This window comes from Cerasibacillus terrae (genome assembly GCF_008039555.1).
Classification (GTDB): Bacteria; Bacillota; Bacilli; order Bacillales; family Amphibacillaceae; genus Cerasibacillus; species Cerasibacillus terrae.
Genome location: NZ_VDUW01000004.1, coordinates 240,633 through 260,131, shown reverse-complemented (window position 1 = coordinate 260,131; position 19,499 = coordinate 240,633). Strand labels below are relative to the sequence as shown.

At 36.2% G+C, this 19,499-nt stretch carries 17 protein-coding genes; 13 read left to right on the top strand and 4 right to left on the bottom strand.

Annotated elements, in window-relative coordinates; all coding sequences use genetic code 11:
* Positions 1-116: 116 nt before the first annotated feature.
* Positions 117-1,271 (bottom strand): iron-containing alcohol dehydrogenase, encoded by a 1,155-nt coding sequence (locus tag FHP05_RS08385; RefSeq protein ID WP_147667010.1) that lies wholly within the window; start codon positions 1,269-1,271, stop codon positions 117-119.
* Between the two features lie 340 nt (positions 1,272-1,611).
* On the opposite strand from FHP05_RS08385, the gene FHP05_RS08380 reads away from it, so the two are divergent.
* The 10 genes from FHP05_RS08380 to FHP05_RS08335 all read left to right on the top strand — a co-directional run bounded on the left by FHP05_RS08380 (position 1,612) and on the right by FHP05_RS08335 (position 11,582).
* Positions 1,612-1,983, top strand: coding sequence for a winged helix-turn-helix transcriptional regulator (locus tag FHP05_RS08380; RefSeq protein ID WP_147667080.1), 372 nt, complete (start codon positions 1,612-1,614; stop codon positions 1,981-1,983).
* A gap of 295 nt (positions 1,984-2,278) precedes the next feature.
* The gene (locus tag FHP05_RS08375; RefSeq protein WP_147667008.1) at positions 2,279-2,992 is read left to right on the top strand and encodes a gamma-glutamyl-gamma-aminobutyrate hydrolase family protein; all 714 of its coding nucleotides are present in this window, start codon (positions 2,279-2,281) and stop codon (positions 2,990-2,992) included.
* Positions 2,993-3,114: 122 nt separating this feature from the next.
* Positions 3,115-4,065 (top strand): dipeptidase, encoded by a 951-nt coding sequence (locus FHP05_RS08370; RefSeq protein ID WP_147667006.1) that lies wholly within the window; start codon positions 3,115-3,117, stop codon positions 4,063-4,065.
* Between the two features lie 84 nt (positions 4,066-4,149).
* Positions 4,150-4,356, top strand: coding sequence for an alpha/beta-type small acid-soluble spore protein (locus tag FHP05_RS08365; protein WP_147667004.1), 207 nt, complete (start codon positions 4,150-4,152; stop codon positions 4,354-4,356).
* 328 nt (positions 4,357-4,684) lie between these two features.
* On the top strand, positions 4,685-5,737 hold the full coding sequence (locus FHP05_RS08360) for a fatty acid desaturase (RefSeq protein ID WP_147667002.1): 1,053 nt from the start codon (positions 4,685-4,687) through the stop codon (positions 5,735-5,737).
* A 259-nt stretch (positions 5,738-5,996) separates the two neighbouring features.
* Positions 5,997-6,704, top strand: a complete 708-nt coding sequence (locus FHP05_RS08355) for a hypothetical protein (RefSeq protein ID WP_147667000.1) — start codon at positions 5,997-5,999, stop codon at positions 6,702-6,704.
* Between the two features lie 19 nt (positions 6,705-6,723).
* Complete coding sequence (locus tag FHP05_RS08350; protein ID WP_147666999.1) at positions 6,724-7,851, top strand: sensor histidine kinase; 1,128 nt, start codon at positions 6,724-6,726, stop codon at positions 7,849-7,851.
* A gap of 140 nt (positions 7,852-7,991) precedes the next feature.
* Positions 7,992-8,603 carry a response regulator transcription factor gene (locus tag FHP05_RS08345; RefSeq protein ID WP_147666997.1) on the top strand — a complete coding sequence of 204 codons (612 nt, stop codon included), beginning with the start codon at positions 7,992-7,994 and terminating at the stop codon, positions 8,601-8,603.
* Positions 8,604-8,852: 249 nt separating this feature from the next.
* Complete coding sequence (locus tag FHP05_RS08340; RefSeq protein ID WP_147666995.1) at positions 8,853-9,800, top strand: threonine ammonia-lyase; 948 nt, start codon at positions 8,853-8,855, stop codon at positions 9,798-9,800.
* A gap of 330 nt (positions 9,801-10,130) precedes the next feature.
* Positions 10,131-11,582 carry a carbon starvation CstA family protein gene (locus FHP05_RS08335; RefSeq protein WP_147666993.1) on the top strand — a complete coding sequence of 484 codons (1,452 nt, stop codon included), beginning with the start codon at positions 10,131-10,133 and terminating at the stop codon, positions 11,580-11,582.
* 272 nt (positions 11,583-11,854) lie between these two features.
* Here the strand turns inward: FHP05_RS08335 and FHP05_RS08330 are convergent, their stop codons facing one another.
* Complete coding sequence (locus FHP05_RS08330) at positions 11,855-13,552, bottom strand: M3 family oligoendopeptidase (RefSeq protein ID WP_147666991.1); 1,698 nt, start codon at positions 13,550-13,552, stop codon at positions 11,855-11,857.
* Between the two features lie 148 nt (positions 13,553-13,700).
* Positions 13,701-14,891, bottom strand: coding sequence for a dicarboxylate/amino acid:cation symporter (locus tag FHP05_RS08325; RefSeq protein ID WP_147666989.1), 1,191 nt, complete (start codon positions 14,889-14,891; stop codon positions 13,701-13,703).
* A 290-nt stretch (positions 14,892-15,181) separates the two neighbouring features.
* On the opposite strand from FHP05_RS08325, the gene FHP05_RS08320 reads away from it, so the two are divergent.
* The 3 genes from FHP05_RS08320 (at position 15,182) to FHP05_RS08310 (ending at position 17,455) form a co-directional block, all read left to right on the top strand.
* Positions 15,182-15,475: a hypothetical protein gene (locus FHP05_RS08320; RefSeq protein ID WP_147666987.1), complete on the top strand. Its 294-nt coding sequence runs from the start codon at positions 15,182-15,184 to the stop codon at positions 15,473-15,475.
* 460 nt (positions 15,476-15,935) lie between these two features.
* Complete coding sequence (locus FHP05_RS08315; RefSeq protein WP_147666985.1) at positions 15,936-16,829, top strand: AEC family transporter; 894 nt, start codon at positions 15,936-15,938, stop codon at positions 16,827-16,829.
* A 179-nt stretch (positions 16,830-17,008) separates the two neighbouring features.
* On the top strand, positions 17,009-17,455 hold the full coding sequence (locus FHP05_RS08310; RefSeq protein WP_147666983.1) for a hypothetical protein: 447 nt from the start codon (positions 17,009-17,011) through the stop codon (positions 17,453-17,455).
* A 273-nt stretch (positions 17,456-17,728) separates the two neighbouring features.
* Here the strand turns inward: FHP05_RS08310 and ytaF are convergent, their stop codons facing one another.
* Positions 17,729-18,373, bottom strand: a complete 645-nt coding sequence (ytaF, locus tag FHP05_RS08305) for a sporulation membrane protein YtaF (protein WP_147666981.1) — start codon at positions 18,371-18,373, stop codon at positions 17,729-17,731.
* Between the last annotated feature and the right edge of the window lie 1,126 nt (positions 18,374-19,499).

Genomic DNA, 19,499 nt, shown 5'->3' with positions numbered 1-19,499 from the left:
GTTAAAATAGAACTCCCACCTAAACAAGAGGGCACATTTATGTTACTTAGTATAAAAGGAAGAATAAAGTAAATAAAAAAAGTAGCAAACCCACTTGGGAATGCTACTTTTTTATATTAATATGCCGCTTTAAAGATGTCAATGATGTCTTGTTCTTTTCCTTGAATTGGGTTACTTACGGCGTTACCATCTTCTAAAGCAAGCTTGGCCATTTTTTCAAAGTCTTCCTCTTTCACACCTAATGCACGCATGTTAGACGGAATATTGACATCTTCGGATAATTTACGAATGGCAGCAATTGCTTTATCTGCTGCTTCGCGAACAGATAGGCCTTCAATATTTTCACCCATGAATTCTGCAATATCAGCAAATTTCTTCGGATTAGAAATAATGTTAAATTCTTCAACATGTGGTAGTAACACAGCGTTTGCCACACCATGTGGAATATCATACAATCCACCTAATTGGTGTGCCATCGCATGGACATAGCCTAATCCAGCATTATTAAATGCCATACCAGCTAAAAGGGATGCATGTGCCATGTTTTCACGTGCTTCAATATTTTGACCATAAGCTACTGCTTGACGTAAGTTCGTTGAAATTAATTTAATCGCTTGAATGGCCATGGAATCTGTTACTGGATTAGCACCTAATGATACATAGGATTCAATCGCATGTGTTAATGCATCCATTCCTGTAGCTGCAGTTAAGCCAGCAGGTTTTCCAACCATAAGTTCTGGGTCATTAATGGATACTAGTGGTGTATTTCTCCAGCTAACGATAACAAATTTGATTTTTTTCTCTGTGTTAGTGATTACACAGTGACGAGTAACTTCACTACCAGTACCAGCAGTTGTGTTAACACAAACAATTGGTGGTAATGGATTTGTTAATGTTTCGATACCTGCATAATTTTCATAAAGATCTCCTTCATGTGTAGCAGCAATTCCGATACCTTTCCCACAGTCATGTGCACTTCCACCACCAACTGTAACAATTAAATCACAGTTTTCGTCTTGAAATACTTTTAATCCATCACGAACATTCGTGTCTTTCGGATTCGGTTCCACTTCATCGTAAAATGCGTAGGTTATTCCAACTTCGTCTAGAGAATTTATTACTTTTTCTACAGGACCTCCTGGTAAAGAACGTAAAAATCCGTCTGTAACGATAAGTGCTTTTTTACCTCCAAGAATTTTACAACGCTCTCCAGTAACTTTCACAGCACCGCGTCCAAAAAAGTTCACATTAGGCATAAAAAAATCATACATATTACATCCTTCTTTCTAGTAGATTTTTCGCAGACTAACTGGCTGTAAGACCTCCATATCAAGAATTCGAGATACTCACAGAATTATAAGTGTAGGATCAACAGCCAGTAAAGGCCCGATTCGTTCAACTAACAATCAGTGGGAGAAGGAGAAGCCTCCCCCTGATTGAAGTTTCACTTTATCTCACATCTATGGGAGGTGAGATATGAATGAAATGACTTAAATCATTTCCTTTTATATGTTTTCCACTTCATGATAAAATATAAACATCAATCAAACAAGAAGGCACATTTTTGTGCCTAAGTATAAAATGGTAGTAAATAGAGGAGAGCGAATCATTATGATTGATATTAAAACAGGTGAAAATCATTGTGAAGAGTGGCCGGATACATCTCCCTGCTTAGTAGAAACAACGATAAAATTAATTAGTGGAAAGTGGAAGGGTATTATTTTGTATCATTTGCTTGATGGGACAAAAAGATTTAATGAACTTCGGCTGCTAATTCCAACCATTACACAGCGAATGCTGACATTACAGTTACGTGAATTAGAAGAACAAAAAATTATTCATCGTGAAGTTTACCCTGTTGTACCACCAAAAGTAGAATATTCTCTCACAGAATTTGGTGAAACATTGCGACCAATTATTGTAGATATGAAACAATGGGGAGAAAAATATACGAAAGAAGTTTTACATATAAAAAATATATAAACTTTTATTTAAAAGTAGTCTCCACTGTATGGGACTACTTTTACTTTTTTCATGCATTATTTTTCATTTTAATCCCGACATTGCGTGCAAAATCTGCTCCTGGATATTAGAAAAAAGTATGCTCAGGAATTAGTAATAGGGAATGAATCCATTTTTAAGAAGTTGCATACATATTAAGAAGAACTTATTTTAAATAGACGTGATGAAAAAATCGGAGTGATTAAAACGAAATTTTCAATTGCAAGCAGTAAAAAATGGTGAACGTTTAATCAAAAGCGAACGGGGGAGAAGTCATATGAAACCATTTATTGGTGTAACACCATCAATGGAAATAGATGAATCGTATTATATGATAGCAAATGCAAATATCAAAGCAATTCTAAAAGCAGGTGGAATCCCAATTGTTCTACCTTATTATAATGGTGAGGCAGATATAAAGCAGATTGCCGAAAAAATAGATGGCCTTTTAGCAACTGGTGGTTATGATATTGATCCAACGCTATTTGGCGAAGAACCACATCCTAAACTTGGTACGATTATTCCGAAGCGTGATACGTTTGAAATAGCTTTGATAAAGGAAATGTTGGCTAATAACAAGCCAATTCTTGGTGTCTGCAGGGGAAGCCAAGTATTAAACATTGCCACAGGTGGTGACATGTATCAAGATATTTATACACAATATCAGGATCATGAATTATTGCAACACCAACAAAAAGCACCATTAAGCCATGGCTCTCATTATGTAAACGTTACTCCAGGAAGCTTACTTGCAAAAATTACCAATACACACAAGCTGCGAGTAAATAGCCGTCATCATCAAGCAAACCGAAATGTAGTTGCCCCATTTCAAGTAAGTGGAACAGCGAGTGATGGTATAATTGAAGCAATCGAAAATAAAGAACATCATTTCGCACTCGGACTTCAATGGCATCCCGAAAATATGCTAGAAGCCGATGATGAAGCATCTTGGAAAATTTTTAGAGCATTTATAAGGGCTTGTGGGAAATGAAAATGTGAGTTTGTTGATGGGATTGAAGGGATGACTAGTGATGTGTGTTTCTTGGCATAAATATTTGCGAGTATGACCGTGGAATGTGCGTTCTTGAATATTACTAAGAAGGGAATGAGAGAATGAAAATTATTGATACACATTGTGATGCATTATATAAACTTCAAATAGCGAAAAGGGGAAAGCAATCTCTCCCACTAACTTTTCGAAATAGCGATGAATTAGATACAAATTTTAATCGATTGAAAAGGGGAAATCATTTTGCACAGTTTTTCGCATTATTTTTAGAACCGGATATTCCTTCCTATGAAAAATGGGGTTATCTTATGGAACAGATTGATTTATTTCATTCCGAGGTTTTAGCGAAAAATCCGGAAATGGTTCATATCAAAAAATGGGATGATTTTAATCATTTAGAAGATGGACAAATTGGTGCTGTTTTGGCATTAGAGGGTGCAGATGCGTTTGGAAATGACCTAATTAAATTAAGACAGCTCTACCGTGAAGGTGTCCTTTATATCGGATTGACATGGAATAATGCGAACCTTTGTGCAGATGGGGCAGGGGAGCCAAGAGGTGGAGGTTTAACCTTGCTTGGTAAAGAAGTCGTACAATTAAATAATGAAAATAAAGTGTTTACAGATGTGTCTCATTCTACGGTGAAGGGTTTTTGGGATATACTTGAATTATCGGAATACCCAATCGCAAGCCATTCCAATGTTCGCGCATTGTGTGATCATCCACGAAATTTATATGATAATCAAATTGAAGCAATGTTTAAGAAAAACGGGCTCATCCATGTGGTGTTTAATCCACCATTTTTAAAAAAGGATAGTGAAACAGCCACGATTACCGATGTCATCCAACATATAGATTATTTATGTTCATTAGGTGGAGTGAAACAAATCGGATTTGGCTCTGATTTTGATGGAATTTTTTATTATGTAGACCAATTAGAAAATGCAGCCCACTATGAGAATTTAATAAATGAACTTTTAAAACATTATAAAGAAGAGGAAGTACGAGGCTTTGCTTATCAAAACTTTTTAAATAATCGACCAGGATGCTCATAATTTACCACGTATAAAAAAACATAGATTTCACATTTTAATAAGGAATAGATTTTTCTATTCATATCCCACAAGGAGTGATCACACATGGCAGAAGACAGGAACAATAACAATAAGTTACTTGTCCCTGGAGCGGAAGATGCGATCAACAACATGAAGGATGAAATTGCAAATGAACTTGATGTTGAATTAGGCGCTGATACGACTGCACGTGATAACGGTAAAGTGGGTGGCGAGATGGTCAAAAGAATGATTCGAATCGCCGAAGAAACAATGAGAGAGAGAAGGAACTAAGTTTATCTTTGAAGTAGGTTGGTTGTAATTATGTTTGAAAAAACGACGGCCAACCAGGAATCACGGGCCAAAAGAAAGGTGCTCCTCTTATAGGGGAGTGCCTTTTTTAACGTGGCTTTTCATATAGAGGAAAGTGCTGGAGATTTAACTGGATACATGTAAAATGATCAAATCGACAAAATTCGAGGTATTTCGGGGAGTGACAGGCACCGACCAAAAAACATGACATTTGTCATTGAAACATCTGACATTTATGACTTATAACTTACTCTTTTTTTTCCTAAGCTAAATATAGAGTTATCAATGTTTCCGTTTAGGAGGAAATGAGATGGATCAAAAGAAGAAACAAGCACAGCTTCGAAAGAGCATTATTCCTTTTACAAAGTCAAATAACGCTTCAAGTATTTTTCAAATGATAAACACTGTTTTACCTTTTTTACTATGTTGGTTTTTAGCCTATAAAAGTTTAGCTGTTTCTATTTGGTTAACTGTACCGTTTATTGTTTTAGCATCAGGATTTTTAATCCGGACATTTATTATTTTTCATGATTGTACACATGGATCCTTCTTCAAAAGCAGTAAAGCAAATCGCTATGTCGGAACATTTACTGGTATTCTTACCTTTTTTGCTTTTGAAAAATGGAAACGAAACCATGCCATCCATCATGCGACAAGTGGTAATATAGATAAACTTGGAACTGGTGATGTGTGGATTATGACGGTTGAAGAATATCTAGCCGCATCAACATGGAAAAGATTTGCTTATCGTTTATACCGAAACCCAATCATCATGTTTGGATTTGGTCCACTTTATTTATATCTTGTTTCGAATCGATTTAATCGAAAAGGTGCGAATAAAAGGGAACGCCTGAACACATATTTTACTAACATTGCGATTGTCATCGTGCACGGACTTCTAATTTGGGCGATTGGCTGGCAGGCATATTTAATTATTCAGTTGCCAATGATGTTTATTGCGGGTTCGTTAGGAATATGGTTGTTTTACGTACAACATCAATTCGAAGACTCCTATTTTGAAAATGAGGCGGAATGGAGCTTTGTTAAGGCAGCAATCGATGGAAGTTCCTATTACAAATTACCGAAAGTGTTACAATGGATGACAGGTAATATCGGCTTTCACCATGTGCATCACTTAAGTCCGAAAGTCCCGAACTATCATCTTGAAAAGGCACATGAGTCTGTTCCTCCATTAAAAGAGGCAACAACAATCACATTGAAATCGAGTTTACGAGCCATCCGCTTCCGTTTATATGATGAAGTGAATCGCTCATTTGTCGGCTTTAAAGAAATAAAAGCATTACAAAAGAAAAGAAAATTGGATGTGGCATTACAATCAAATCCCACAATACAAGAAAAATAACAACAACCACCTTCTTCTTAATCTTAAGAAGGAGGTTTTTTCAATTCAAATAGATTCTGTCCGGAATTGTGTGTAAAATGATAACTTTATAATGGTTATCGCTACAGAAATATACTCCGCTTTCCGCGGGCGGCTGCTGAGCCTCCTCGAGCTACACTCTCGGGGGTCTTAAGCGAGGCCTTTTTTCCCGCAGGAGTCTACGTATATTTCTTTCGCTCATGTTACTTGGTCCATTTAATATTTACACAATTATTCGGACATGACCAATATATCGGTATTCAGAGGAATATATCGGGGTTCGGACGAATATATCGGGATTCGGAGCAGGATATCGGGATTCGGAGCAGGATATCGGGATTCGGAGCAGGATATCGGTATTCGGAGCAGGATATCGGGATTCGGAGCAGGATATCGGGATTCGGAGCAGGATATCGGGATTCGGAGCAGGATATCGGGATTCGGAGCAGGATATCGGTATTCGGAGCAGGATATCGGTATTCGGACGAATATATCGGTATTCGGACGAATATATCGGTATTCAGAGGAGTATATCGGGATTCGGACGAATATATCGGTATTCAGAGGAATATATCGGTATTCAAGCAAATATATCGGTATTCAAGCAAATATATCGGTATTCAGACGAATATATCGGGATTCGCGCGAATATATCGGTATTCAAGCGAATATATCGGGATTCAAACGAATATATCGGGATTCAAACGAATATATCGGGATTCAAGCGGATATATCGGGATTCAGAGGAGTATATCGGTATTCAGAGGAGTATATCGGTATTCAGAGGAATAAATCGGTATTCAGAGGAATAAATCGGTATTCAGAGGAATATATCAATATTTGCACGTACATCTCAGATTTTCAACAGATATATTCAGAATCCATCATAGATAGAAATACGGAGTTAAATTCCCCAGATAGAAACAATTTGCTATACTTAATACAATGATTTTCAAGGGAGGGCAATCATGGAAAAACAGAGTTGGTATCATATTATCCCTAAAAGTACAGGGCTAAGTGCTTATGTATGGGTTATTTTCTGTATTTTGCCTTTCTATTTTGTGTTTAAGACTGCTTCGACTGTCGGTATTATTTTCGGAATCATCATGATTTTATTATTTTTTACTGCCTACCGCCTATCTTTTTTATCGACAGGATGGATAGCATACACAGCTGTAAGTATTGAAATGGCGATTAGTGTTGTTATGACGGTATTTTTAGGGTATGTATATTTTTCGTTATTTCTTGCCTTTTATATTGGGAATATTCAAAGTAAACGAGGATTTATTAGTTTATATGTTGTACATCTTGTAACGACAGTGCTCGCTGTTGGGGTTGGTTTTTTTAATCAAACAGATATCATTTTATCCCAATGGCCGTTCATTATTTTTAGTATCCTTGGTGTCATTCTTTTACCGGTGAATATGTATAATAGGAATAAACACGAACGCTTAGAAGCGGAGCTAAAAGCAGCAAGAGAAAAAATTTCCCAATTAATGGTTTTGGAAGAAAGACAACGAATCGCCAGAGACTTACATGATACATTAGGGCAAAAGCTTTCGTTAATTGGTTTGAAAAGCGATCTTGCCACACGATTAGTAAGTGTGCGGCCAAAACAAGCTAAAGAAGAGATTATTGATATTCATCAAACAGCGCGAATTGCATTAAAAGAAGTACGTGAAATGGTTTACAACATGAAAGGTGAAAAATTACAAGATGAAATTGTTCGTGTTCAACAGATTTTAAAAGCAGCACAAATCACATGTGAGATTAAGGGAAATGCAGCTTTACAAAATACACCACTACTAGTAGAAAACACATTGGCCATGTGTTTAAAAGAATCTGTGACAAATGTTGTTAAACATAGTCAAGCAACGAAATGTACCATAACCATCAAACAATCTAAAGACGAATGGACACTAGAAATCATAGATGATGGTATCGGTATACCACATAAAAAAGATACCTTAAAAGAACATGGATTACGAGGTATGCGGGAAAGATTAGAATTTGTAAATGGGACATTAGATATTATGTCAGATAAAGGGACAAAAATTATGATTCGAGTACCAAATGTGATCAAACAAGATGATTAAACCTTGCCATTTTAATGAACGTGTAATAAGAAGAAACTGTCAAAAACGGTTACGATGAGTGCTTCAAGGAAAGTAAAATAGGACACTGTGCAAAATCGGTTACGATGATGAACTCAAACCCACTAGAAAGGAGGATATCCATGATTCGGATTGTAATAGCAGAAGATCAGACCATGTTACTTGGTGCATTGGGTGCATTACTTGATTTAGAAGAAGATATGGAAGTGGTTGGTAAGGCAAAAAATGGTGAAGAGGCGTTACAACTAGTAAAGCAGCTAAAGCCTGATATTTGTATTATGGATATTGAAATGCCGATAAAAAGTGGACTAGATGCGGCTGAAGAATTAAAAGATGATCGTTGTAAAGTGATTATTTTAACGACTTTTGCTAGAACAGGATATTTCGAAAGAGCGCGAAATGCCAAGGTAAGTGGCTATTTGTTAAAAGATAGCCCTAGCGAGGAATTGGCTAATTCCATTCGAAGTATTATGAAAGGGCGCCGTATTTACGCACCTGAACTGGTTGATATGGCTTTTGAAGCGGGGAATCCATTAACAGAAAGGGAGCAGCAGGTAATACGTTTAATTGCAGAAGGAAAGAACACGAAAGATATCGCCAAACAATTACATTTAAGTTATGGCACGGTTCGTAATTATATTTCCGTGATTCTTGATAAATTGGATGTAAGTAATCGGATTGAAGCAGTATCCTATTACAAAGAAAAGGGTTGGATGAAGCAGTCTGAATACTAATTCATGGATTTGTCCAAATCAAGTTACTTGGGAACGGAAGATGGCGACTCCTCTGGGAAAAGCCTGAGCCTTGAGACCCCTAGAGTAAGCGTTTTTTTTGAGTGGGAAGGCTCAAGCCATGCCCTAAGGAAAGCGTCCGCCTGCAGTGGAAAGTAACGGGTGTACTTGCAAATACAACTTTTATGAAATAGTCAAGTTAAAAAGGCGAAAAAAATAATGCCTAAACATACTATACGAGGGGGAGATTCTATGATTTCATTACAAGATATACAACAAGCAAGGGAGAATATTGCAGATATTGTCCATCAAACTCCAATACTAACTTCTACACAATTATCTGGATTATGTGGAAATCACATCTTTTTAAAAGGAGAACATTTACAAAAAATTGGTGCATTTAAAATTCGTGGTGCAACAAATAAAGTGAAACAAGTCGTGCAAGATGGAGGCAAACTTGTTACGGCAGCATCATCTGGTAATCATGGACAAGCAGTTGCCTATATTGCAAATAAATTAGGAATTCCAGCGACAATAGTTGTACCTGAGGACGCGAATCCAAGTAAAGTAGCAGCAATTAAAGCATATGGGGGAAAGGTAGAAAAATGTGGATTTACCTCAAGAGAACGGATACCACGTGCCAAGGCATTGGCAGACCAAAACAATGGTATCTTTATTCCACCATATGATGATTCACTTATTATAGCTGGTCAAGGTACAATCGGTTTAGAAATTTTAGAACAAGTAAAAGACGCGGATATTGTCGTTGTTCCAATTGGTGGTGGTGGGCTTATTTCGGGGATTTTAACAGCAATTAAAGAAACGAATCCATCTGTGAAAGTCGTTGGTGTAGAACCAGAGAGTGCCAATGATACGTATTTATCATTACAAAAGGGTGAAATAACGGCCATCCAGGAAACGACTACAATTGCTGATGGATTACGAACTATTCAACCCGGAGATGTGACTTTTCCAATTGTCCAGAAATATATTGATGATATTGTCCTTGTGAGTGAGGCAGAGATTAAACAAGCGATGCGTATCGTTCTTGAACGAATGAAGCAATTGATTGAACCGTCTAGTGCAGTTACAGTTGCAGCAACTATGTTTGGAAAAATAAAAGCAAAAGATAAAAAGATTGTCTGTGTCATTTCGGGTGGAAATGTTGATTTAAATCAGCTAGATGTTTTCATTCGTTAAACAATCAATCATTCTATTGATGAAAAATCTACTTTAATAGAATTTCGATCTACTTGATTCCATAAAAATTCACCCGGAACAAAATTTGATATGAATATGAAAACGGCAAATCATCAGATTATAAAGTGAAACTTCAATCAGTAAGGTCTTACAGTTAGTTAACCTGTCTGCGATAAAATTTCAATGCATAAGCCTCTGTTATATAACACTTGAATTATTCGATAATTTGCGATAAAATACTTGTAAGCGATTTAACAGGCATTCCAAGGGGATGGAATACATTTTCGCAAAAACACTACTTTAGTTATATAACAGAAGGGAGAGAGAAGGATGTACACATTTTTATTCGGGATCGTCTTACTTATTGTTGGTTATTTCACATATGGTAAATTTGTTGAAAAAACTTTCGGGGTAAAATCAGAACGTAAAACACCAGCATATACAAATAGTGATGGTGTCGATTATTTACCAATGAATTCGCGGAAAAATGCATTAATTCAATTGTTAAATATTGCAGGGGTAGGGCCTATATTTGGACCAATCATGGGGGCATTGTATGGTCCAGTGGCTTTCTTATGGATTGTGCTTGGGGCAATTTTTGCAGGGGCCGTTCATGATTATTTGACTGGAATGATTTCCATTCGTAATCGTGGAGCGCACTTACCAGAGTTAGCTGGAAAGTTTTTAGGGAAATTTATGAAACATGTTGTAAACGCATTTTCTATTTTATTATTATTATTGGTTGGAACCGTTTTTGTATCAGCACCAGCAGAATTATTGCATAATCTGATGAATGGTTGGGGATCGTTTGGAATCATTTTGGCTGTTATTTTTGCTTATTATTTATTAGCAACATTACTTCCAATTGATAAAATTATTGGCCGCTTTTATCCAGTTTTTGGATTATTATTATTAATTAGTGCTGTTGGAGTTGGGGTCAGTTTAATTATTAACAAAGCGCCAATTCCAGAATTAACACTAGAAAATTTCCATCCAGATGGTGCACCCATTTTTCCATTACTATTTTTAACGATTTCTTGTGGTGCGTTATCTGGTTTCCATGCGACACAAACACCAATTATTTCACGAACAACTGAGAGCGAATCCCAAGGAAGAAAAATCTTCTACGGTATGATGATTGCAGAAGGGGTTATTGCAATGATCTGGGCTGCAGCTGCAATGAGTTTATTTAATGGCTCTACTGGATTAAATGAATTACTTGCTGCTGGAGGACCTGCTGCTGTTGTTAGTGAAGTATCTACGCTAATGCTTGGTGCAATTGGGGGAACATTGGCGATATTAGGTGTTATTATATTACCAATTACATCCGGAGACACTGCATTTCGTAGTGCACGAATGATCATTGCTGACTATATTCGTTTGCCACAATTAAAAGTGAGAAACCGCCTATGGATTGCTTTACCGTTATTTGCAGCGTCCATTGCTTTAACACAAATTGATTTTACGTTATTGTGGCGTTATTTCTCATGGGCAAACCAATCAACAGCTGTTATTGCTTTATTTGTTGGAGCCATGTATTTATATCTAGCTCGTAAAAATTACTGGATATCTTTAATTCCTGGGGTCTTTATGTTAATGGCGACAACGACGTATATTTTAAATGCACCAATCGGTTTTCGTTTGCCACTAAATATTTCATATGTATTAGCAGCGATTATCTCGATTATTCTTGTTTCCCTATTTTTCTACCATGCTCGAAAAACACGTGGGATTGGAATTCCATTGGACGAACAAGCAGAAACGTGGCAAGATGCTGCATAATTTCTATTGTTAAAAATAGAAGGACGCTCATTGTATTGGATATGAGCGTCCTTTGATTTTGTTTTAAATGATATTTCTTTATCGCGTATTAACTGGCTGTAAGACCTCCACTTCAATAATTTAAGCTACACACAGAATGACAAGTGTAGGATCAACAGCCAGTAAAGGCCCGATTTGTTCAACTAACAATCAGTGGGAGATGAAAAAAAACTCCCACTGATTGAAGTTTCACTTTATCGCGTATTAACTGGCTGTAAGACCTCCACTTTCACTTATAAGTTTTCATCATCCACTTTATTTAACCATTCCTCAATTACTGCTAGAACCGATTTAAGTGTCCCATCTTCAAATGGGGATTGTAAATTTCCTGCCTCAACAAGGCCTAAAAAGGATTTAGACCCGCCCAATTTACAAAGGTTGAGATAATCTTTCCATGCCTGCTCTTGATTCTCTTGGGACTTTTTCCAAAATTGAAAGGCACAGACTTGAGCTAATGTGTAATCAATATAATAAAATGGTACTTCATAAATATGACCTTGTCGTTGCCAATAACCACCAGATTCTAAAAATGCCTGGCCATCATAATCAAGATGTGGTAAGTATTTTTCTTCCATTTTCTTCCAAACTGCTTTTCGTTTGGCCGGTGTCCAGTCTGGATTTTCATAGACAAGATGTTGAAATTCATCAACAGCAACCCCATATGGTAGGAAAATCAATCCACTAGCTAAATGAGAGAACTTATATTTTTCCGTATCTTCCTCAAAGAAAAGCTCCATCCATGGCCATGTAAAGAACTCCATACTCATGGAATGAATTTCAGCAGCTTCGTATGTTGGCATGAGGTATTCTGGAATCTTATGTTCACGACTGGAATAGAATTGAAAGGCATGGCCTGCTTCATGTGTTAATACATCAATATCTCCAGATGTCCCATTAAAATTTGCAAAGATAAATGGCGACTTATAATCAGGGAGAAAAGTACAATACCCACCAGCTTCTTTCCCTTTCTTCGCTTCTAAATCCATGAGTTCTCTATCAAGCATAAAATTAAAGAATGTGTTTGTTTCTGGGGAAAGTTCTTCATACATCTTTTTCCCATTTTCAATGATCCATTCAGGTGAACCTTTTGGTGTTGCATTTCCTGTTTTAAAATGATAGTTTTCATCATAATGTTTCAGAGTAGGTACATCAATTCGCCTTCTTTGGCGTTCATATAATTTACTAACAAGTGGAACGACAACTTCTTCTACTTGTTTCCTGTAATTCTCAACCATTTCCTGATTATAATCCACACGTGACATGCGGATATAACCTAATTCAACGAAGTTTTTATATCCCAATGTTGTAGCGATTTTGTGTCGTAATTGAACAAGTTTATCATATATGGAATCGAATGCTTCGCTATGCTCCTCGAAAAAGCTTGTTCTTGCCTCCATCGCTTCTTTTCGAATGGATCGATCCTGATGTTGTGAGAAAGGCCCCAATTGGGCAAGTGTATATGTCTTTCCTTGAAATTCAACCTGTGCAGATGCAACTAATTTGGAATACTCCGATGTTAATTTATTTTCTTCTTGTAATAATGGAATAATCTCTGGTGAAAAAGCCTTTAACTCATATTCTGCTAGTTTAAATAATTGTGTTCCCCACTTTTCTTCCAATTGCTTTCGAAATGGAGAGTTTAATAATGCTTTATAAAATCTAGTATCCCAGTCTTGAGTTTCTGGTAAAAAATGATCCCAAAAATCTCTTTCCCCTTGATAAAAAGCATCATTTGTATTAATAGAAGCTCGAATATAGACAAGATCATTTAAAGTAGATAATCGATTTCGATTTGTATTGATGGCTTCTATTGCTTGGATTTCTTCGTCTAGTGACCCAGCATTTGCCAATTGGTTTATTAATTGTGTTGCTTTTTCCTTTTCAGCCTTAGGATCTGGCCGTTCATATTTGTATTCTGAAAATGTTAGCATTGTTTTCCTCCTTTATTTCGAAAAAATATCGTCCTTTCTATTTTATCAAAAAATTAGGAAAAGGGAATATTTTAATAAAATAATGAAGGCCCAATCCGTGGTGAATTGGGCTTATAAGCACTTTTAATAAGGCTTTTGGTCCTAATCTTTAAATCCATTTTCTTTCCGATTCTTCAACAACAACACTTGCAGAAGCGTCACCAACGACATTGATTGCTGTTCGAATCATATCAAGAATCCGATCAATCCCAGCAATGAGTGCAATTCCTTCTAACGGTAAATTAACCGCTGCTAATACCATCGTCAGCATCACCATACCTGCTCCTGGAACTCCTGCTGTACCAATTGATGCAAGTGTTGCTATTAATGCAACTGTTAACAATTGTGTAAAGGAAAGTGATATGCCGAAGTATTGAGCGATAAATAAAACAGCAACACCTTGATAGATGGCAGTACCATCCATATTAATAGTGGCTCCAAGGGGTAACACAAAGCTCGATGTTTCTTTGGAAACGTTCAGATTTTCTTGCGTATTTTTCATCGTAACAGGGAGAGTTCCGGAACTACTACATGTACTAAATGCAACTGTAGCTGCTGGAAAGATTCCTTTTAGAAAAAGGAGAGGATTCATTTTACCAAATGTTTTTACCGCAAACGTGTAAACAAGTAAGACATGAATAATACCAGCGATAACCATTGCGGTAATCAATTTAATGAGAGGTAATAAAACAGATAAGCCATAGGTTCCAATGACAGGCGCAAGAAGTCCGAACACCCCAAGTGGAACAAGTTTCATAATAATTTCGGTAATCTTGTACATGATTTCTGCTAAGCCATCAAAAAAACGTCTTACAGGCTCTGCCTTTTCACCAACAATGGTGATTCCGATACCAATAAATATAGCAAAGAATATAATTTGAAGTATATCCCCATTTGTTAACGATTCGATTGGATTTGTAGGAATGATATTTAGTATTGTTTGAACGACACCTTCTGTTTCATTTACCTCGACGGTTGGGTTATCTACTTGAATATCAGTACCACTTCCCGGTGAAAATATAATCCCAGATAAGATTCCAATGGATATCGCAATAAAACTGGTGATAAGATAAAATGTAATGGTTTTCCCACCAAGTCTGCCAAGTTTTTTCATATTGCCACTACTTGTAACACCTACGATAATGGTTGCTAAAATAAGCGGGATAATAATAAATTTAATAAGCCTTAAAAATAGATTGCCAAGCGGCTCTACATAGGTGGCCTTTTCTCCGAAGAGTAGTCCGACAAGGATTGCGAGAATGAATGCGACCATAATTTGCCAAATAAAACTTTTTTTCATGAAAAATCCTCCTTCCAAAAAAATGATGGAGCCGTTTTTGATTTTTTCCCAGTGCAAAGCCTCTCCCTTCTTTAGAATAATACTGCATTTTAAATGGCTGTCTTTACTTACAGGAATTAAGAAATGGATTGTATTTGTTTAATGTGTATTCCGAATAATTAAAAAACATGACAGATTTAAGCTCCCTGTTTTCACTGTGTTAATATTGTTTTGATTGACTTTTTAAATATTTAGGGATAAAATATCATAAGTGAGATTATCTATAATATACGTAAATTAGAGGTGATTCGATGGTACAATCAGTGGTCATTATTGGAGCTGTTATGACAATAATCATGGTTCTACTTGGAGTTGGCCTATTAAAAGCATCTTCAAAAGCAACATTCCTACCTTATTATCCAGGTGTAGTTATTTTTGCAACTGGGGTAGTCATGGCTACACTTCCAGCTATCATTGGAAACGGAAAAATCGTCATTATGGGAGCAGGTATTGGCGGTTGGGGCATTGCATTTATGTTCGCAGCAGCAATTGGTCTTATTTTGACATCCATTGTTGATGCTTACAAAAGTGAAGCAGTGGCATAAGTTTGAAAAGGGGCGAGTAAATCGCTCTTTTTTAATGGTTGAAATTGGGAAAGGGATACTCAAGTCTGAGTATCCCTTTAATGTTACAAGTAACGCATATTTTATATAGACAACGAAAATATCTAATTTAAATTCTTTGTTTGTTGGGTGTTACAAATTTTTTACTGATAGTCTCTTATCTTTTTTCCGCGGTAAAATTTTTACCCTATTTTCTAGCTTAAGCAACACAAGCCCTTCCTACTCTTGTGTCCTTGCGACCCTTTAGTCGCGCCAGTCCGAATAAGCATTCTCAAAAACAGCTTAGAATGCCAGCTCTTATGCATGTTATTTATAACGAATAGTATCTTAACATAAAAATATATGCCTGTCAAGATGTTTTAATTTACATATTTAACAGACTACCTTAATTAAAAATATGGTAGACTAATGTCAGATTAAGAAAAATATTGGAGTTGTCATCATGCAAGTATTTTTCCATGTTGTCTTACCAACGACAACAGTGTTCGTCATCGGATATATTTTACAACGGTTGCGGTTTCTTGATGTAAAGTCTATATCGACGATGGCCATTTATATTTTCTTACCAGCGCTTGTTTTTACAAACTTATATGAAGCAACATTTAATCGGGCATTTGCAATTTTGTTTGTGTTTGCGATATTCCTTTTATTTGCATTGATTGTATTGAACATGTTGTTGGCTAAACTATTTGGATGGTCGAAAGCAACAGAGAGTGCCTCCATGTTATCATCTGTATTTATGAATTCAGGAAATTATGGAATACCAATTATTTACTTTGGTGTGGGGGAAGCAGCATTTCCATATGCCGTCTTTTTTATGGTTATTCAATCTTTACTAATGAATTCTTTCGGTGTATATTATGCATCGCGGGGGACTAGTTCCTTTCTTCATGCACTGAAAAAGATTTTAAAGATGCCAGCTACGTATGCCATGCTTGCTGCATTTTTATTTCAAGTATCATCCATTTCGATACCTGAGTCTGTTTATTCGATGATTGATCTATTAGCTGATGGTTCCATTCCGGTGATGATGGTTGTTCTTGGTATGCAACTTGCTTCTATTACAGGATTGGAGATGAATTGGCAAGTTGTTACCTCATCAGTCGTCATGCGAATGTTTATTTCACCATTATTAGCCGTATTATTTATTACTGTATTTCCAGTTGATCCAATGCTTGGTTCTGTGATGATCATTGTTTCTGCTATGCCAACGGCAGTAACGACAACACTTTTTGCTGTTGAATTTGATGCAAAACCAAATTTGGTATCAACGATTACGTTAATAACGACCTTGATGAGTGTAGTGACATTAACGATTTTACTAAATTTGTTATAGGCTAGTTCATTTTTACGAGTAAATAAAGGGCTACTTTCTAAAAGTTGTTGTTTTTGAAGAATAACTTAAAGATTATATTTTCTTACAAGGAAAATAGAAATAATCTATATGAAAAAAGTCTTCGTCTATGATACATATAAATAGAAGATAGTGACAGAAGCTTAGGGAAGGGGTATTTTATGAAGCGATTCGTTGTTTTAATAAGTATTTTCATTGCTCTTATTTTATCGGCTTGTACAGGAACAGACCCAGATGAAGAATTGGTTGCAAAAGAGGTAGAAAAGATAAAAGAAACTAGTCTACAAACCTATTTAGGGGATGTCAGTTTTGAAATGAAAGACACACGAAGAGATGGAGACTATTACTATTTGAATTATACAATTTATGCCAATGTGAAAGAAGAATTTTCTGATTTAAGTATTGAGGAAATTAATGATGTTATGAAGACCTCCTTAAATGAGGTTGGCTATGATTCCTTTGATTGTGGTGCAAGAAAGGCGAAATGCAATATATATAATATCGTCGTTAATGTCGGAGGAAATAAATATGATATTGGCCAATTTGATAAAACAGTAAAGTTAAATGGGACCCCCTATGAGGAAGAAACAACTGATTCTAATTCATGATGTTTTATAGTTAATAAAAACAGCAAAGAGGAGACTTACAAGAAATGAAGTCTCCTTTTTTAGTATTCTTTTATCGCAGATTAACTGGCTGTAAGACCTCCACATCAAGAATTCAATCTACTCACAGAATTATAAGTGTAGGATCAACAGCCAGTAAAGGCCCGATTCGTTCAACTAACAATCAGTGGGAGATGAAAAAAACTCCCACTTATTGAAGTTTCACTTTATCGCGTATTAACTGGCTGTAAGACCCCCACTGATTGAAGTTTCATTTCATAAAAGTATATTAGAAAGTCCAATTAAAATTAAAAAAATTGCAGGTAAGAAGGAGAGGTTTTTGAGATATCGATTTCTCGTTAAGAAAAATCCGATATGGATACCAAATTGTAAAAACAAGCCACTCATGATGGCGACTGAAAACGCTGTTAAAAAGGGTGGATAACCAATCATTGCTGCTCCGATACCTGCACCGAATGCATCCAGCGCAAGAGCTAGCCCTAATAAAAATGCCTCTCCAGAAGAAATAACCCCAGATTGATCTAAATCGGCTTTTTCTGGTGTTGTAAAGACCGTTTTAACATGAACGAATTTCCCATTCATCTGTGAACTGTTTTTCACTGTTTCCGTTTTTTCAGATACTGCCTTTTTTTTCGATTGGATCGTGTTAACTAAAGAAAAGAAGCCTAGGCCAATTAGGATCATTCCACCTAATATATCTGCAAAAACTGGGCTCATAATCTGTTTTAAGAAATCACCAATAAACATCGATAAGAAAACAATGATTCCCGAACAGCACATAATAATACTAATTGCTAGAATTGGCACCTTTGTTTGTCGCATGCCATAAGTCATCCCAACCCCGAAACCATCCATACTTACAGCAATAATTAATAATAAAAGTCCTGTATAGTAAAGCATTTTAGCCATCCTTCTTCTTAAATCTGTTTTATTCATACATGTGATTTCGACTTATCACAATTTATGAACACTAACACATACATGGATAATTTATTTCACATTATTATATGGATGAAAGACTATAGGTGTATAGGCGAAAGGCCGTTTGTGTAACAATAAAATGTTTGTTTAATAAATCGCTCACCGCATATTAACTGTCTGCAAAATCTCCACTTCAAGAATTAGGAATAATCAAGACTTATAAGTGGAGGATTAACAGCCAGTAAAGGCCCGATTCGTTCAACTAACAATCAGAGGGAGATAAAGAGAACTCCCTCTGATTGAAGTTTCACTTTATCGCATATTAACTGGCTGTAAGACCTCCACATCAAGAATTAGGAATAATCAAGACTTATAAGTGGAGGATCAACAGCCAGTAAAGGCCCGATTCGTTCAACTAACAATCAGAGGGAGATAAAGAGAACTCCCTCTGATTGAAGTTTCACTTTATCGCAGATTAACTGGCTGTAAGACCTCCACATCAGGAATTAGGAATAATCAAGACTTATAAGTGGAGGATCAACAGCCAGTAAAGGCCCGATTCGTTCAACTAACAATCAGTGGGAAATAAAGAGAACTCCCACTGATTGAAGTTTCACTTTATCTAGAAGAAGGCGTGGCTACTTCGATATGTAGGTAAAATTTTAATAATAATCGAAAAAATGGGTCTATTTACCTGTTCTTAATTCCCTGTATGAGTTATATACTATAGTAACAAGAATAATTAAATGAAATACTTACTCCACAATCTCCTTTCATCATCAATTCTCTTGTGATTCATATCGCCATCCATAAATAACACTTTACTCTTCATCTAAAATGAAAGCGTATACACCACTTCAGAAAAATCCTAAAGCCAAAACAAGATAATAAATTGTTCATTTTATCATGGGGATAAACAGAATGAACAAATTTATTATAAATATCTTATTTGGGGAGGGAAGATGAAATGAAAAAGCTCACAAACAACAAGGCTAAGTCTGTGAAGGCTGGTTGGGTTTGTATTGGATGGGGCTTTATTTGCTGGGGATAATATGATCGGGATTGGTTGTGTTTAGCCCAAACACAACCAATTCTTTCTATCATA

What these genes read in the sequence shown, in the direction of transcription:
- FHP05_RS08310 (WP_147666983.1), top strand. Translation starts at nt 17,009, where the DNA reads ATGAAGCGATTCGTTGTTTTAATAAGTATTTTCATTGCTCTTATTTTA.
- FHP05_RS08315 (WP_147666985.1), top strand. Translation starts at nt 15,936, where the DNA reads ATGCAAGTATTTTTCCATGTTGTCTTACCAACGACAACAGTGTTCGTC.
- FHP05_RS08345 (WP_147666997.1), top strand. Translation starts at nt 7,992, where the DNA reads ATGATTCGGATTGTAATAGCAGAAGATCAGACCATGTTACTTGGTGCA.
- ytaF (WP_147666981.1), bottom strand. Translation starts at nt 18,373, where the DNA reads ATGCTTTACTATACAGGACTTTTATTATTAATTATTGCTGTAAGTATG.
- FHP05_RS08320 (WP_147666987.1), top strand. Translation starts at nt 15,182, where the DNA reads ATGGTACAATCAGTGGTCATTATTGGAGCTGTTATGACAATAATCATG.
- FHP05_RS08350 (WP_147666999.1), top strand. Translation starts at nt 6,724, where the DNA reads ATGGAAAAACAGAGTTGGTATCATATTATCCCTAAAAGTACAGGGCTA.
- FHP05_RS08330 (WP_147666991.1), bottom strand. Translation starts at nt 13,552, where the DNA reads ATGCTAACATTTTCAGAATACAAATATGAACGGCCAGATCCTAAGGCT.
- FHP05_RS08385 (WP_147667010.1), bottom strand. Translation starts at nt 1,271, where the DNA reads ATGTATGATTTTTTTATGCCTAATGTGAACTTTTTTGGACGCGGTGCT.
- FHP05_RS08325 (WP_147666989.1), bottom strand. Translation starts at nt 14,891, where the DNA reads ATGAAAAAAAGTTTTATTTGGCAAATTATGGTCGCATTCATTCTCGCA.
- FHP05_RS08370 (WP_147667006.1), top strand. Translation starts at nt 3,115, where the DNA reads ATGAAAATTATTGATACACATTGTGATGCATTATATAAACTTCAAATA.
- FHP05_RS08335 (WP_147666993.1), top strand. Translation starts at nt 10,131, where the DNA reads ATGTACACATTTTTATTCGGGATCGTCTTACTTATTGTTGGTTATTTC.
- FHP05_RS08365 (WP_147667004.1), top strand. Translation starts at nt 4,150, where the DNA reads ATGGCAGAAGACAGGAACAATAACAATAAGTTACTTGTCCCTGGAGCG.
- FHP05_RS08340 (WP_147666995.1), top strand. Translation starts at nt 8,853, where the DNA reads ATGATTTCATTACAAGATATACAACAAGCAAGGGAGAATATTGCAGAT.
- FHP05_RS08380 (WP_147667080.1), top strand. Translation starts at nt 1,612, where the DNA reads ATGATTGATATTAAAACAGGTGAAAATCATTGTGAAGAGTGGCCGGAT.
- FHP05_RS08375 (WP_147667008.1), top strand. Translation starts at nt 2,279, where the DNA reads ATGAAACCATTTATTGGTGTAACACCATCAATGGAAATAGATGAATCG.
- FHP05_RS08355 (WP_147667000.1), top strand. Translation starts at nt 5,997, where the DNA reads ATGACCAATATATCGGTATTCAGAGGAATATATCGGGGTTCGGACGAA.
- FHP05_RS08360 (WP_147667002.1), top strand. Translation starts at nt 4,685, where the DNA reads ATGGATCAAAAGAAGAAACAAGCACAGCTTCGAAAGAGCATTATTCCT.